Source organism: Curtobacterium sp. MCPF17_001, assembly GCF_003234615.1.
Taxonomy (GTDB): Bacteria; Actinomycetota; Actinomycetes; order Actinomycetales; family Microbacteriaceae; genus Curtobacterium.
In genome coordinates, this window is the sequence record NZ_QKSL01000002.1 from 173,666 (window position 1) to 189,221 (window position 15,556).

12 protein-coding genes and 1 tRNA gene are annotated in these 15,556 nt (G+C 70.8%); 2 read left to right on the forward strand and 11 right to left on the reverse strand.

Annotated elements, in window-relative coordinates; all coding sequences use genetic code 11:
* Window positions 1–14 precede the first annotated feature (14 nt).
* A complete protein-coding gene (locus tag DEJ24_RS02935; protein ID WP_111077356.1) occupies window positions 15–362 on the forward strand; it encodes a PaaI family thioesterase in 348 nt (115 codons plus the stop codon).
* A 56-nt stretch (window positions 363–418) separates the two neighbouring features.
* Here the strand turns inward: DEJ24_RS02935 and DEJ24_RS02940 are convergent, their stop codons facing one another.
* The 3 genes from DEJ24_RS02940 to DEJ24_RS02950 all read right to left on the reverse strand — a co-directional run bounded on the left by DEJ24_RS02940 (window position 419) and on the right by DEJ24_RS02950 (window position 1,707).
* Entirely contained in the window at window positions 419–889 is a 471-nt protein-coding gene (locus DEJ24_RS02940; RefSeq protein ID WP_111077210.1) for a GNAT family N-acetyltransferase, read from the reverse strand.
* A gap of 51 nt (window positions 890–940) precedes the next feature.
* Window positions 941–1,546: an ANTAR domain-containing response regulator gene (locus DEJ24_RS02945; protein ID WP_110902212.1), complete on the reverse strand. Its 606-nt coding sequence runs from the start codon at window positions 1,544–1,546 to the stop codon at window positions 941–943.
* A gap of 81 nt (window positions 1,547–1,627) precedes the next feature.
* Window positions 1,628–1,707: transfer RNA gene (locus DEJ24_RS02950), tRNA-Leu, on the reverse strand.
* A 126-nt stretch (window positions 1,708–1,833) separates the two neighbouring features.
* Between DEJ24_RS02950 and DEJ24_RS02955 the strand changes: the two genes are divergently transcribed.
* Window positions 1,834–2,373 carry an HdeD family acid-resistance protein gene (locus tag DEJ24_RS02955; protein WP_111077211.1) on the forward strand — a complete coding sequence of 180 codons (540 nt, stop codon included), beginning with the start codon at window positions 1,834–1,836 and terminating at the stop codon, window positions 2,371–2,373.
* Window positions 2,374–2,401: 28 nt separating this feature from the next.
* Here the strand turns inward: DEJ24_RS02955 and DEJ24_RS02960 are convergent, their stop codons facing one another.
* The 8 genes from DEJ24_RS02960 to trpC all read right to left on the reverse strand — a co-directional run bounded on the left by DEJ24_RS02960 (window position 2,402) and on the right by trpC (window position 15,541).
* Window positions 2,402–3,571: a VIT1/CCC1 transporter family protein gene (locus DEJ24_RS02960; RefSeq protein WP_111077212.1), complete on the reverse strand. Its 1,170-nt coding sequence runs from the start codon at window positions 3,569–3,571 to the stop codon at window positions 2,402–2,404.
* 165 nt (window positions 3,572–3,736) lie between these two features.
* Complete coding sequence (gene pyk / locus DEJ24_RS02965) at window positions 3,737–5,182, reverse strand: pyruvate kinase (RefSeq protein ID WP_110902209.1); 1,446 nt, start codon at window positions 5,180–5,182, stop codon at window positions 3,737–3,739.
* A 97-nt stretch (window positions 5,183–5,279) separates the two neighbouring features.
* Entirely contained in the window at window positions 5,280–6,737 is a 1,458-nt protein-coding gene (locus DEJ24_RS02970) for a glutamate synthase subunit beta (protein ID WP_111077213.1), read from the reverse strand.
* A 77-nt stretch (window positions 6,738–6,814) separates the two neighbouring features.
* On the reverse strand, window positions 6,815–11,332 hold the full coding sequence (gene gltB / locus DEJ24_RS02975; RefSeq protein ID WP_111077357.1) for a glutamate synthase large subunit: 4,518 nt from the start codon (window positions 11,330–11,332) through the stop codon (window positions 6,815–6,817).
* Window positions 11,333–11,637: 305 nt separating this feature from the next.
* Window positions 11,638–12,627, reverse strand: a complete 990-nt coding sequence (gene lgt / locus DEJ24_RS02980) for a prolipoprotein diacylglyceryl transferase (protein ID WP_111077214.1) — start codon at window positions 12,625–12,627, stop codon at window positions 11,638–11,640.
* Window positions 12,628–12,721: 94 nt separating this feature from the next.
* The gene (gene trpA, locus DEJ24_RS02985) at window positions 12,722–13,516 is read right to left on the reverse strand and encodes a tryptophan synthase subunit alpha (protein ID WP_111077215.1); all 795 of its coding nucleotides are present in this window, start codon (window positions 13,514–13,516) and stop codon (window positions 12,722–12,724) included.
* Window positions 13,513–14,727, reverse strand: a complete 1,215-nt coding sequence (gene trpB / locus DEJ24_RS02990; RefSeq protein WP_111077216.1) for a tryptophan synthase subunit beta — start codon at window positions 14,725–14,727, stop codon at window positions 13,513–13,515. The genes trpA and trpB overlap by 4 nt, the downstream gene beginning before the upstream one ends.
* A gap of 40 nt (window positions 14,728–14,767) precedes the next feature.
* Entirely contained in the window at window positions 14,768–15,541 is a 774-nt protein-coding gene (gene trpC, locus DEJ24_RS02995; RefSeq protein WP_111077358.1) for an indole-3-glycerol phosphate synthase TrpC, read from the reverse strand.
* Window positions 15,542–15,556 lie beyond the last annotated feature (15 nt).

Genomic DNA, 15,556 nt, shown 5'->3' on the forward strand with positions numbered 1-15,556 from the left:
AGCTCGCCGAGAAGATGGGCATGGAGTTCACCGAGCTCTCCGCCGAGCGGTCGGTCGCCAGCATCCCCGTCGAGGGCAACCGACAACCCGCGGGCCTGCTGCACGGTGGCGCCTACGTCGTCCTGGCCGAGAGCCTCGGGTCGATGGCGGCGAACATCCACGCCGGTGCCGGTCGCTACGCGGTCGGCATCGAGCTCAGCGCGTCGCACACGCGGAGCGCGACGAGCGGCCGGGTCACCGGCACCTGCACCGCGATCCACCTCGGCGGCACGCTCACCACGCACGAGATCGTCCTGACCGACGACGAGGGCCGGCGCTGCTCGACCGTGCGCATCACGAACATCATCCGCGACGCCCGCTGACGCTCGGGTGGGCCTCGGGCGCTGCACCTCGAGCTCCGGGGCTGGTCCGCCAGGGCTCAGGCCTCTGGCGGACGCTGCAGCAGGAGCGGGTTGTCCCCGAACCCGAGCCGCCGGTAGAGCGTCTCGCCGTCGACGCTCGAGTGCACCGACGTCCGCTCCACCCCGGCGTCGTCGGCGAGCTCCAGCAGTGCCGTGACCAGTCGTCTCGCGACACCCCGGCCGCGCAGGTCCGGGTGCACGTAGACGGTCTGCACGTCACCGGTCACCCGACGCTCGGGTCGGTCCGGCGTCGGCGGTCGCTCCGTCAGGGCCAGCCAACCCATCCCGAGCACGACGCCGTCTCGCTCGGCGACGACGCACCGATGGCTGTCCGGGTTCGCGGCCGCGAACGCGGTCGTCGCATCGCGGTACCGCGCGGCGGACACCGCGGGCGTCGCACCGCCCTCGTCGACGCTCCACCGCCAGCGCAGGTCGGCCACCGTCGGCAGGTCGGCCGGTCGGGAGGCCCGGATCACCACGTCGTCCATGCCCTCACCCTGCCACGTGGCAGGGCGGAACCGGTATGTCCGCGCCGACGCCTACTTCTTGGCGCTGAGCTGCTCGATGATCGCCTTGGCGACGTCGTGCATGGTCAGCCGGCGGTCCATGGACGCCTTCTGGATCCAGCGGAACGCCTCGGGCTCGGTCAGGCCCATCTTCTCGTTGAGCAGGCCCTTGGCCCGGTCCACGAGCTTGCGGGTCTCGAAGCGCTCGACGAGGTCCGCGACCTCTGCCTCGAGCGTGATGATCTGCTGGTAGCGCGAGAGGGCGATCTCGATCGCAGGGAGCAGGTCGTTCGGGGTGAAGGGCTTCACGACGTACGCCAGCGCGCCGGCTTCGGTCGCCCGCTCGACGAGCTCCTTCTGGCTGAACGCCGTGAGGAGGACGACCGGGGCGATGTGGTTCTTCGACAGCCGCTCGGCTGCGGAGATGCCGTCGAGCTGCGGCATCTTGACGTCCATGATGACGAGGTCGGGGCGCAGGTCGGTCGCGAGCTGCACCGCGGTCTCGCCGTCACCGGCTTCACCGACCACGTCGAACCCGTTGTCGCGCAGGATCTCGACGATGTCGAGGCGGATGAGCGACTCGTCCTCGGCGACGACGACGCGACGGGGTGCGGCTGCGGTTGCTTCTGTGTCACTCACGACGGAGAGCCTACTAGACGCTCGATCCGACCGCGGCAACCCAACCCGACGGAGCTCCGGTACTCGGAGCTCCGGCACTTGTACGAGTGGCGGGACTCGAACCCGCACGCCAGAGGCAGAGCATTTTGAGTGCCCCGTGTCTACCATTCCACCACACTCGCGAGCCGTGCCAGCGTAGCAGTCGCGCCAGCCGACGCAGGTTCCGGCCAGGCCCCGGCGCACCGCGACGCGGGTGGCCCGGTCACGGTACGGTCGGAGGTCCGGCTGACCTGTCAGGGAGGAGCCCCGTGGACTCTCGTGCCGTCCGCACGTTCCGCGCGTTCGTCGTCGTCACCGCGGTCGTCGCGATGACCGCCGGCGTCGTCGCCGTCGTCTGGCCACGACCGACGCTCGTGCTCGTCGCGCTGCTGTTCGGGGTCTACCTGGTCGTCGCGGGGGCGATGCGGGTGTTCGCCGCGGCGCGCGGGTACGGCACGCCGGCCGTGTGGCGCTGGACCTCGGGCGTGGTCGGCACCCTCGTCGGCATCGCCGGGCTCGTCACGCTCCTCGACCCCGCGGTGCCGCTCGTCGTGTACGCGGTCCTGGCCGGGGCCGGCTTCCTGGTCGAGGGCGTCGCGGCGCTCGTCGGCGCCCTCGTCGGGCACCCCGGCTCCTCGCGGGCGCCGACCGTCGTGAGCGGTGTGCTCTCGGTGCTCTGCGGTGCGGCCGTGTTGCTCGCACCCACGACGGCACTCGAGGTGTTCACCGTACTGGCCGGCATCGCGCTCGTCGGGGTCGGCAGCGCGGCGCTGCTCCTCCTGCCGGCCCGCGCGGCCGCCCGCCGCTGACCGGCCACTGCCGGACGCTCACCGGCCGCTAGCCGGTGCTCGTCCCGAACAGCAGACCGAGCAGGTACGTCACGGCGGCGGCGCCGAAACCGATGCCGAGCTGCCGCAGGGCGCGCCGCAGCGGCGAAGCACCGCTCAGCACACCCACCACCGCGCCGGTGCCGAGCAGGGCGAGGCCGACCAGGGCTGCCGCCAGACCGATGGCCGGCCAGCCCTCGAGCCCGAACAGGTAGGGCAGCACCGGGATCACCGCACCCGACGCGAAGAAGCAGAAGCTCGAGAGCGCCGCGCTCGTCCCGGTGCCGATCGCCTCGTGGTCGTCCCCGTCCTCGGTGACGCCCGGTCGGGGCAGGGCCGACCGCGACCGGACGACCGGCACGCCGCCCGTGGTCGGGGCGACGAGCAGCGAGGCGATGACCTCGTCGGCGTGCGCGGCGGCCTCGTCCTCGCTCATCCCCCGCGCCCGGTACACCAGCGCCAGTTCGTTCACGTCGACATCCAGGTCCGCGACCGCGTGCTGCGCCTCCGGGTGCGGCGCCGAGGCCTCGAGCAGTTCCCGCTGCGACCGCACCGACACGTACTCCCCCGCGCCCATCGACAGCGCCCCGGCGAGCAGACCGGCGATGCCACTGAGCAGGACGAAGTGCCGATCGGCTCCGGAGGCACTGATGCCGATGATGAGCGCCAGGTTCGACACGAGGCCGTCGTTCGCCCCGAAGACCGCGGCGCGGAAGGTCCCCGACAGGCGCATCCGGCCCCGGTTCGCGAGCCCCCGCACCACCTCGCCGTGGATCCGCTCGTCGGCGGCCATCGTCGCGGTGGCGTCGGCGTCGTCCGCGTACGGCGAGCGGTCCTCGGCCCGCTGCATGAGTGCGAGGACGAACACCGACCCGAACCGCTTCGCCAGGGCGGCGAGGACACGGGTCCGCAGGCTGCCTGCGAGCGGACGGCCGACGTCGTCGCCGAGCAGGTCACGCCAGTGCTGTTCGTGTCGCCCCTCGGCCTCGGCGAGGGCCGTCAGGATCTCGCGCTCCTCGCCGCTCCGCCGCGTGGCCAGGTTCCGGTAGACGGCGGCCTCGGCACGCTCGTCCGCCAGGTAGCGGCGCCACCGCTGCACGTCGGCGCGGGAGCGCGTCGCGCCGCCGGACGGTGCACGGTCCGACGGTGGGCGGTCGGGCTGGAGGCTCGGGTCAGCCATGCGACGCTCCTCGCGTGTTCGGTCGATCGGGACGGGACCACGCTACCGACGCGGCCGGCGTCGAGGACGCACCGCGGGCCTCCCGGCCGACTGAGCAGCCGAGCGTCACACGACGAGAGGCCGCCGCCCGGTCCGGGTGACGGCCTCTCGTCGATCGGTCCGGGGTCAGTCGCGGACGTACGCCGGCGCGGCCTCGGCGTGCGCGTCACCGACGCGGTGCACCCGGAGGTCGTTCGTCGAGCCCTCGAGTCCGGGAGGGGAACCCGCCGTGACGATGACACGGTCGCCGGGGATGGCGAGACCGTTGCCGATGAGGACGTCGTCCACCTGCGAGAAGAGCTCGTCGGTGTGCGTCTTCCGGTCGACCAGGAACGAGCGTACGCCCCAGGTCAGCGCCAGGCGGCGACGGGTCGCCTCGTTCGGCGTGAACGCGATGATCGGCAGGCCGTGGCGGAGGCGCGACATACGACGCGCGGAGTCACCCGACTCGGTGAACACGCAGAGGTACGACGCCTCGGTGAACTCGGCGATCTCGACGGCCGCGAGGGTGATCGCACCACCGAGGGTGCGCGGCTTGGTGCCGAGGGGCGCGATGCGCTCCAGGCCGTGGTCCTCGGTCGACTCGACGATGCGGGCCATGGTGCGGACCGTCTCGACCGGGTACTCGCCGACACTGGTCTCGCCCGAGAGCATGACCGCGTCGGCACCGTCGAGGACGGCGTTCGCGACGTCGGAGGTCTCGGCGCGGGTCGGGATCGGGGACGAGATCATCGACTCGAGCATCTGCGTCGCGACGATGACCGGCTTCGCCATCCGGCGGGACAGCTCGACGGCGCGCTTCTGCACGATCGGGACCGCCTCGAGCGGCAGCTCGACGCCGAGGTCACCGCGGGCGACCATGATGCTGTCGAAGGCGTCGATGATCTCCTCGAGCGCGTCGACGGCCTGGGGCTTCTCGACCTTCGCGATCACGGGGAGGCGCTTGCCCTCTTCGTCCATGATCTCGTGGGCGCGCACGACGTCCGAGGCGTTCCGGACGAACGAGAGCGCGATGAGGTCGGCGCCCTGGCGGATGCCCCAGCGCAGGTCGGCCTCGTCCTTCTCGCTCAGTGCGGGGACGTTCACCGCCACCCCGGGCAGGTTGATGCCCTTGTTGTTCGAGACGGTGCCGCCGACGACGACCTCGGTGCGGACGCGCACGCCGTCGGTGTCGAGGACGCGCAGGCGGACCCGACCGTCGTCGATGAGCAGCGGGTCGCCGGGCTTGACGTCCTGCGGCAGGCCCTTGAAGGTCGTGCCGCAGACGTCCTTCGTGCCGGGGACGTCCTCGGTCGTGATGGTGAACTCGTCGCCGACGGCCAGCTCGTGCGGGCCGTCCGCGAACTTCGCGAGACGGATCTTCGGGCCCTGCAGGTCGACGAGGATCGCGACCGGCTTGCCGAGCTCCTCGGCGGCGCGACGGACGTTCTCGTAGTTGGCCTCGTGCACGCTGTAGTCACCGTGGCTGAGGTTCAGGCGGGCCACGTCGACCCCGGCCTGGATGATCTGCTTGACGACCTCGTAGTCGGCGGTTGCAGGTCCGAGCGTCGAAACGATCTTTGCGCGTCTCAATGGATTCCTTCGTGTGGTGGTGTGGCTTCGGGAACGACGAGAGGCCACCAGCACCCTATCGAGTGCGAGTGGCCTCTCGTCTACGGGGAGGGGACCATCAGACCGAGATCGCCCGGTCCGTCGCCTTGACCGGGGACGGCAGGATCGTCGAACCCTCGAGGTACTCGTCGACCTTCGCGGCAGCGGCGCGGCCCTCGGCGATCGCCCAGACGATCAGGGACTGACCGCGACCGGCGTCACCGGCGACGAAGACGCCCGGCTCGTTGGTCGTGTAGTCGGCCTGACGGCTGACACCGCCGGAGACGCTCGTCGGGAGACCGAGCTGCGGCTCGAGCGTGTCGGTCTCGGGACCGGTGAAGCCCAGCGCGATGAGCACCAGGTCCGCCGGGATCTCCCGCTCGGTGCCGGCCTTGGGGACGCGACGTCCGTCGAGGTACTCGGTCTCGGCGACGCGGAGGGCACGCACCTCGCCGGCCTCGTTCGCCAGGAACTCCACCGTCGACGCGAGGAACATGCGCTCCCCGCCCTCCTCGTGGGCGCTCGTGACCTCGTACACGGTCGCGAACATCGGCCAGGGCTGCTCCGAGGGACGCTCGAGCGGCGGCTGCTTGCCGATCGCCAGGTTCGTCACGCTGAGCGCGCCCTGCCGGTGCGCGGTGCCGATGCAGTCCGCGCCGGTGTCACCGCCGCCGATCACGACGACGTGCTTGCCCTCGGCGGTGATCTGGTTGTCGACGACGGTACCGGCGTTCGCGCGGTTCTGCTGGACCAGGTAGTCCATGGCGAAGTGCACGCCGGACAGGTCGCGGCCCGGGATCGACAGGTCGCGCGGCACCGTGGCACCGGTGGCGACGACGACCGCGTCGTAGCGGGACTTCAGGTCGTCCCAGGTGATGTCGCGGCCGATCTCGACGCCGGCACGGAAGCGGGTGCCCTCGGCCTGCATCTGGGCGAGGCGGGCGTCGATCTGCCGCTTCTCCATCTTGAAGTCCGGGATCCCGTAGCGGAGCAGACCACCGATGCGGTCGTCGCGCTCGTACACGGCGACCGTGTGGCCGGCCCGGGTCAGCTGCTGCGCGGCAGCGAGACCCGCGGGGCCGGAGCCGACGACGGCGACGGTCTTGCCCGTCAGGCGCTCCGGCGGGTGCGGGGTGACCCACCCGTTCTGGAACGCGTCGTCGATGATCGCGACCTCGACCTGCTTGATGGTCACCGGCGGCTGGTTGATGCCCAGCACGCAGGACGCCTCACACGGGGCCGGGCAGAGGCGACCGGTGAACTCCGGGAAGTTGTTCGTCGCGTGCAGACGCTCGATCGCCTGACGGCCCTCGCCGCGCCAGGTGAGGTCGTTCCACTCGGGGATGAGGTTGCCGAGCGGGCAGCCCTGGTGGCAGAACGGCACGCCGCAGTCCATGCAGCGGCCGGCCTGACGCTTCAGCGCACCCGACTCCTGCTGCTCGTAGACCTCTTTCCAGTCCATCAGCCGGACGGGGACGGGGCGGCGGGGCGGCAGTTCACGTTCCTGGACCTTCAGGAACCCCTTGGGGTCAGCCACGGGTCACCTCCTGGGTGAGGGTGCGGGTCGAGCGGGTGCGGGTCGAGCGGACGGCGGGGTCGCCGGTGCGGATGTCGTCAACCACCGGTGACCTCCAGGATGCGGTTCCAGACGACGGTGCCGTCCGGGTCGAGGCCCTCGTCGACGGCCTGTCGACGCGTCTCGAGCACGGCCGCGTAGTCACGCGGCAGCACCTTGACGAACTCGGACAAGTCGCCGGAGTCGAGCAGCCCCGCGGCGATCGTCGAGCCGGTCTCGTCGGCATGCCGTCGGAGCAGGTCGGTGACGATCTCGACGTCGGCGCTGTCGAGCGGCTCCAGCCGGAGCTCCCCCGAGGCCAGCGCGTCGGTGTTGACGAGTTCGCGACGGAGGCCGCGGACGTACGCCGTGCCTCCGGACATGCCGGCACCGAGGTTCCGGCCGGTCTCGCCGAGGATGAGCGCGAGGCCGCCGGTCATGTACTCGAGCGCGTGGTCGCCCACACCCTCGACCACCGCGGTCGCACCCGAGTTGCGGACCAGGAAGCGCTCCCCCACGATGCCGCGGATGAACATGCTGCCCTGGGTGGCGCCGTAGCCGATGACGTTGCCCGCGATGACGTTCTCCGCCGGGTCGAACCCGACGTCCTCGGCCGGACGGACGACGATCTCGCCGCCGGACAGCCCCTTGCCGACGTAGTCGTTGCTGTCGCCGACCAGGCGGAGCGTGATGCCGGCCGGCATGAACGCGCCGAGCGACTGCCCGGCCGACCCGCGGAGGGTGATGTCGATCGAGCCGGTCGGCAGCCCGTTCTCGCCGTGTCGCAGCGTGACCTCGTGGCCCAGCATCGTGCCGACCGCGCGCTCCGTGTTGCGGATCGGCAGGTCGAGCGACAGCGTGCCACCGTGCTCGAGCACGTCGGACGCCTCGGCGATGAGCCGGACGTCGAAGTGCTGCTCGAGTTCGTGGTCCTGCGCGCGGCGACGGCTGCGCGGCTCGTCGGGGGCGAACTCCGGTCCCTTGAGCACGGGCCCGAGGTCGAGACCCGACGCCTTCCAGTGCTCGACCGCACGGTCCACGTCGAGGGCGTCGGCATGACCGATCGCCTCGTCGAGGCTCCGGAAACCGAGCTCGGCGAGGAGTTCACGGACCTCCTGCGCGACGAACTCGAAGAAGTTCACGACGAACTCCGGCTTGCCGGAGAAGCGCTTGCGGAGCTCCGGGTTCTGCGTGGCGACGCCCACCGGGCAGGTGTCGAGGTGGCAGACGCGCATCAAGATGCACCCCTCGACCACCAGCGGAGCGGTCGCGAAGCCGTACTCCTCGGCGCCGAGCAGCGCGGCCACGACGACGTCGCGACCGGTCTTCATCTGTCCGTCGACCTGCACCGTGACACGGTCGCGCATGCCGTTGAGCATGAGCGTCTGCTGCGTCTCGGCGAGGCCGATCTCCCACGGGGTGCCGGCGTGCTTCAGCGAGTTCAACGGGCTGGCGCCGGTGCCGCCGTCGTGGCCCGAGACGAGCACGACGTCGGCCAGGGCCTTCGTCACGCCGGCCGCGACCGCACCGATGCCGGACTGGCTGACGAGCTTGACGTGCACGCGTGCCGAGGGGTTGGCCCGCTTCACGTCGAAGATCAGCTGCTTGAGGTCCTCGATCGAGTAGATGTCGTGGTGCGGCGGCGGCGAGATGAGGCCGACACCGGCGGTCGCGTGCCGGGTCCGGGCCACCCACGGGTACACCTTCTGCGGGGGCAGCTGGCCGCCCTCGCCCGGCTTGGCACCCTGCGCCATCTTCAGCTGGATGTCGGTGGCGTGCGTGAGGTACATGCTCGTCACGCCGAACCGGCCGGAGGCGACCTGCTTGATCGCGCTGCGGCGCTCCGGGTCGAGCAGGCGCTCGACGTCCTCGCCGCCCTCACCGGTGTTCGACCGTGCGCCGAGACGGTTCATCGCGATCGCGAGCGTCTCGTGCGCCTCCTGCGAGATGGACCCGTAGGACATCGCGCCGGTGTTGAACCGCTTGACGATCTCGGCGATCGGCTCGACCTCGTCGAGGGGCACCGGGGTCCGGTCCCCGGCGTTGAAGCCGAACAGGCCGCGCAGCGTCATCAGCTGTTCGGACTGGTCGTCGACCGCCTTCGAGTACTCGCGGAACACGTCGTACCGGCGGGCACGGGTCGCGTGCTGCAGGCGGAAGACGGTGTCCGGGTTGAACAGGTGCGGCGGTCCTTCGCGGCGCCACTGGTACTCGCCGCCGGTCTGCAGGCGCTCGTGGGAGAGCACCGCGCCGTCCTGCGGGTACGCCTGCGCGTGCCGCTCGGCGTTCTCCGCCGCGATCACGTCGACGTCGACACCGCCGAGGATCGACGAGGTCCCGGTGAAGTACCGGTCGACGAACTCCTGGCTGAGCCCGACCGCCTCGAACGCCTGGGCACCGGCGTAGCTGGACACCGTCGAGATGCCCATCTTCGACATGATCTTCAGGACGCCCTTGCCGAGCGCCTTGATGACGTTCTTGACGGCCTGCTCCGGCGTGAGCCCGGTGATCATGCCCGACCGCACGAGGTTCTCGCAGGTCTCCATGGCGAGGTACGGGTTGATCGCCGAGGCGCCGTACCCGATCAGGGTCGCCACGTGGTGCACCTCGCGCACGTCGCCGGCCTCGACGATCAGGCCGACCTTCATGCGCTGCTCGGTGCGGATCAGGTGGTGGTGCACCGCGGCCAGCAGCAGGAGGCTCGGGATCGGCGCACTCTCGGCGTTGCCGTCGCGGTCCGAGAGCACGATGAACTGCTTGCCCGACTCGATGGCCGCGTCGACCTCGTCACAGACGGCCTGGAGGCGCTGCTCCATCGCCGTCTCGCCGGCGTCGACCCGGTAGAGCCCACGGATCGTCACGGTGAGGTGCCGACCCGAGACCGTCTCGAAGTGCTGGATCTTCGCCAACTCGTCGTTGTCGATCACCGGGAAGTCGAGCACGATCTGCTTCGCGTGCTCCGGCCCGGCACTCAGCAGGTTGCGCTCCGGGCCGAGCCCGAGTCCCATCGACGTGATGACCTGCTCGCGGATCGAGTCGAGCGGCGGGTTCGTGACCTGTGCGAACTGCTGCGTGAAGTAGTCGAAGAGCAGGCGCGGACGTTGCGACAGCACCGCGATCGGCGTGTCGGAGCCCATCGCGCCGAGCGGCTCGGCCCCGGTCTGCGCCATCGGACGCAGCAGGATGCGGACCTCTTCCTCGGTGTAGCCGAAGGCACGCTGACGTCGGGTCACCGACGCCGGGGTGTGCACGATGTGCTCGCGGTCCGGCAGGTCGTTGAGGTTGATGCGCCCGGACTCGAGCCACTCGGCCCAGGGGCCGGACGTCGCCAGGTCGTGCTTGACCTCGTCGTCCTCGATGATCCGGCCGTTCTCGGTGTCGACCAGGAACATCCGGCCCGGACGCAGACGGCCCTTCCGGACGACCTTCGAGGCGGGCACGTCGATGACGCCGGTCTCGCTGCCCATCACGATGAGGCCGTCGTCGGTGACCAGGAACCGTCCGGGACGCAGCCCGTTGCGGTCGAGCGTGGCGCCGACGAGCGTGCCGTCGGTGAACGTGATCGCCGCCGGGCCGTCCCACGGCTCCATGAGCATCGAGTGGTACTCGTAGAACGCCCGGAGCTCGGGGTCCATGTCGGTCTGGTTCTCCCAGGCCTCCGGCACCATCATCGACATCGCGTGCGGCAGGGACCGGCCGGTCAGCGTGAGGAGTTCGAGGACCTCGTCGAACGAGGCCGAGTCACTCGCCCCCGGGCTGACGATCGGCAGCAGCGGGCCCATGTCGCCGAGCAGTTCGCTCTCGAGCTGCGACTGGCGGGCGCGCATCCAGTTGCGGTTGCCGCGCACGGTGTTGATCTCGCCGTTGTGCGCGAGCGAACGGAACGGCTGGGCGAGCGGCCACGACGGGAAGGTGTTCGTGGAGTACCGCGAGTGCACGATCGCGAGACGGGACGCGAAGCGCTCGTCGCTGAGGTCGGGGTAGAACGGCTCGAGCTGGAGCGTCGTGACCATGCCCTTGTAGACCATGGTGCGGCTCGACAGCGACATGAAGTAGAGCTCGCTGCCCTGCTCCGCACGCTTGCGCAGGCGGAACGCCTGGCGGTCGAGTTCGATGCCGGAGCGCAGTGCGCCCTGCTCGTCGTGGTGGGTGGACGCGACGAAGACCTGCTCGAAGGCGGGCATGGCAGCGCGGGCGAGGGTGCCGAGCACCTCGGGCCGGACCGGCACCTCGCGCCAGCCGAGCACGCGGAGCCCCTCGGCGGTGGCGAGCTGCTCGACCGTGGCCTTCACGTCAGCGCGGGCGTCGGCGTCGAGCGGCAGGTAGGCCGTGCCGACGGCGTACTGACCGGCGTCCGGCAGGTCGAAGTCGACGACGTCCCGGAGGAAGGCGTCGGGGACCTGGCAGAGGATGCCCGCGCCGTCACCGGTGCCGGCGTCCGACCCCACGGCACCGCGGTGCTCGAGGTTGCGGAGCGCACCGAGGGCGGCGTCGACGATGTCGTGTCCGGCCGTCCCGCGGAGCGTCGCGACCATGGCCAGGCCACAGGCGTCCTTCTCGTTCGCCGGGTCGTACATGCCGGCAGCGTCGGGGATCGCGGAGAACCGTCGGTGCGGCGAGCGGAGCCCGGTCCGTGTCGACGGGTCGTTCGCGCCGTTCGGGACTGCAGAGGGCTGGGGTGGCAGGAGCGCCATGGGGAACCGTCCTCACGAGGAAGTGGAACAGGGACAGCGATGGCCCGGTGGTGCGTTCCGCCCGAGCGGGCGGGACTGGTGCCCGTGCTCGCCGTCAGGCTGTGCCCTGACGGCGTGCGAGGAGTGGAGTCCGCTTGTGGCGGACGGCAAGCGCGGTGTGGTGCTGCGTTCGGGAGAGGCTGGGGACCTCAGTGTCGGTCGGCGACGACGGCGACCGGCTCCGGATCGGCGACACCGGTCGTGGTGTCGTGCTCCGAGTAGGTGTCGTCCGAGTCTACATCGGACTTCGAGCGCGGCTCGCGACCCGGCAGGTACGGGCTCGGTTCCTTGCCGACGTGTCGTCGGGACTGGATCGCGAAGATGATGATGCCGAGCAGGATCGCGGCGAAGGACATCCAGACGTTGGTGCGGATGCCGGCGAAGGTCTCGCTCGTGTCGACGCGGATGGACTCGAGCACCGACCGGCCGACGCCGTACCAGATCAGGTAGAGCGCCATGACGCGACCCCACTGCAGGCGGAGACGGCGGTCGATGAGCAGGATCAGCACGGCGCCCACGACGTTCCAGATGATCTCGTAGAGGAACGTGGGGTGGAACAGCACGCCCTCCGGCAGCCCCTTCGGGTAGGCCGGGTTCGTCGCTTCGATCTGCAGACCCCACGGGAGGTTCGTCGGCATGCCGAAGAGCTCGTGGTTGAAGTAGTTGCCGAGACGACCCGCGGCCTGGGCGAGCAGCACACCGGGGGCGGCGGCGTCGATGAAGGCCGAGAAGCGGAGGCCCGCCATGCGGCAGCCGATCCAGGCGCCGACCGACCCGAGGATCAGCGCGCCGAAGATGGCGAGGCCGCCCTCCCAGATGTAGAAGATCGAGAACGGGTCGATGCCGGGACCGAAGTAGTCGCTGACGTGGGTGAAGACGTGGAACAGGCGACCGCCGATGATGCCGGCCGGCACCGCCCAGATCGCGATGTCGATGATGATCCACCGCTCGGCACCACGGGCGTTGAGTCGGCTGTTCGTGAGCAGCACGCAGATGACGATCCCGACGAGGATGCAGATCGCGTACGCGTGGATCCGGAAGTCGAGCGGCAGCGTGAAGCCGGCCACACGCTGCAGCCAGGCGGTCAGGTCGAAGTACTGCCAGGCCGTGCTCGGGCTCGGGATGCTCAGGAGGGGCATGTGCGACTGTCGCCTTTCACGTGTGGAGCTGGGCAGTCGATGGGGCTGGCCCCTTGCCCTGCGGGCTGGTCGGCCCGGATCACTGTAGCGCGGGTCAGCGCCGCGCTGCGCCGGACGACAGGTCGGCGGCGCGGTCCGCGACCCCGGTCACGCCGAGGTCGGCGAGTGCACGGACGAACGCTGAACCGATGATGGCGCCGTCCGCGTACTCGAGCACCTCGGCGACCTGGTCGGCGGTGGAGATGCCGAGACCGACGCAGGTGCGCTGGACACCGGCGTCCCGCAGTCGGGAGACCACCGTGCGGGCGGCGGTGTCGACGCCCAGCCGGGCGCCGGTGACGCCCATGGTCGAGACGGCGTAGACGAACCCACGGCTGCGGTCCACGGCCTGGCGCATCCGGACGTCCGTCGAGGACGGTGCCGCGAGGAACACCCGGTCGAGACCGGTGCGCTCGGACGCGTCGATCCACTGCTGGCCCTCGTCCGGGATCAGGTCCGGCGTGATCAGGCCGGCGGCACCCGCTGCGACCAGGTCGTCGGCGAAGCGGTCGACGCCGTAGCGCAGGACCGGGTTCCAGTAGGTCATCACCAGGACCGGCACGTCGACCCGCTCGGTGATCGCGTTGACGGCGTCGAACACCTGCGCGACCTTGAAGCCGTTGGCCAGGCTCTCCTCCGCAGCGCGCTGGATCACCGGTCCGTCCATCACCGGGTCGGAGTACGGCAGGCCGAGCTCGATGACGTCGACGCCGTTCTCGGCGAGGGCGACGGCCGCGTCCACGCTGGTCTGTAGGTCGGGGTAGCCGGCCGGCAGGTAGCCGACGACTGCCCCGGCGCGCTCGACGTTGGCGCGGTCGATGGTGTCGGCAACGGTCTTGTTCGTGCTCACGACTGCTCCGCCGTCTCGTCGAGGATGCCGAAGTAGCGGCTGGCCGAGGCCACGTCCTTGTCACCGCGGCCGGAGAGGTTCACGAGGATGACACCCTCGGGCCCGAGCTCCTTGCCGAGCTTGATCGCCCCGGCGAGGGCGTGCGAGGACTCGATCGCGGGGATGATGCCCTCGGTCCGGCTCATCAGCCGGAAGGCCTCCATCGCCTCGGTGTCGGTGATCGGCTCGTACTGCGCGCGGCCGATCGACGCCAGGTACGCGTGCTCCGGACCGACGCTCGGGTAGTCGAGCCCGGCCGAGATGCTGTGGCTCTCGATGGTCTGGCCGTCCTCGTCCTGCATCAGGTACGACTTCGCGCCCTGCAGCACGCCTTCCCGCCCCAGGGTGATGCTGGCGGCATGGCGCCCGGTCTCGACACCGTCGCCACCCGCTTCGAACCCGTGCAGCCGGACCGACTCGTCGTCGAGGAACGCCTCGAAGATGCCCATCGCGTTCGACCCGCCGCCGACGCACGCGGCGACGGCGTCGGGCAGTCGACCGACGCGGTCCAGGACCTGCTGCCGAGCCTCTTCGCCGATCACCTTGTGGAACTGGCGCACCATCTCCGGGAAGGGGTGCGGGCCGGCGACGGTGCCGAGGAGGTAGTGCGTGGAGTCGACGTTGGCGACCCAGTCGCGGAGGGCGTCGTTGATGGCGTCCTTCAGCGTGCGCGATCCGGTCTCCACCGGGATGACCTCGGCGCCGAGCAGGCGCATCCGGGCGACGTTGAGGGCCTGTCGTTCGGTGTCGACGGCGCCCATGTACACGACGCAGTCCATCCCGAACAGGGCCGCTGCCGTCGCGGTGGCGACACCGTGCTGGCCGGCACCGGTCTCCGCGATCAGCCGTGTCTTGCCGAGCCGACGGGCGACGAGCGCCTGACCGAGCACGTTGTTGATCTTGTGCGAGCCGGTGTGGTTGAGGTCCTCGCGCTTGAGGATGATCCGGGCACCACCGGCGTGCTTGGCGAACCGCGGCACCTCGGTGATGATCGACGGGCGTCCGGTGTAGTCGCGCTGGAGGGTGTCGAGTTCCTCGCGGAAGGACGGGTCCGCCCAGGCCGAACGGAACGCGGTCTCGAGTTCGTCGAGCGCCAGCACGAGCGACTCGGGGACGAACCGCCCGCCGAAGTCGCCGAAGTAGGGGCCTTGCAGGTCACGGAGTGAGGTCACGGTGGTGCTCCTGGGTGTCCGGCGTGCACCGGACGGGTTGTCAGCCGTCGATGAACGACGCGAGCGTGGCGGCGGGGTCGGCGCCGGTGACCAGCGCCTCCCCGACGAGGACGACGTCGGCACCGGCGGACCGGTAGTGGGCCACGTCGGCGGGGGTCTTCACTGCGGACTCGGCGACGCGGACGACCCCGTCCGGGATCCGGTCGGCCAAGGACCCGAAGAGGTCGCGGTCGAGCGAGAAGTCGGTCAGGTCGCGGGCGTTCACACCCAGGATCCGTGCGCCGGCGTCGAGGCCGCGCGAGACCTCGTCCGCGGAGTGCGCCTCGACCAGGACGCGCATGCCGAGCTCTTCGGCGAGGCCGTGGAGCTGCACGAGCGTGGGCTGGTCGAGGGCCGCGACGATGAGCAGGACGATGTCCGCTCCGGCCGCACGCGCTTCGACGACCTGGTACGGGTCGGCGATGAAGTCCTTGCGGAGCACGGGGATGCCGACGCGGGCCTTGACCGCTTCGAGGTCGGCGAGCGTGCCGAGGAACTTCCGGCCCTCCGTCAGCACGCTGATCGCAGAGGCTCCGCCGTGCTCGTACTCGGCGGCGAGGGCAGCCGGGTCCGCGATCGGGGCCATCGACCCACGCGACGGACTCGCACGCTTGACCTCGGCGAGGACCTTCACCCGGTCACCCGGGGCCAGGAACTGCAGCGCGTCGAGCGGCGAGGCGACCCGGTCGAGGTCACGCTCGACGTCCGCGTACGGACGGTCGAGACGTCGGACGGCGGCGTCATCGAGGGCACCGGCGACCAGGCTCTGCAGCAGGTTGGTGCCGGGCGT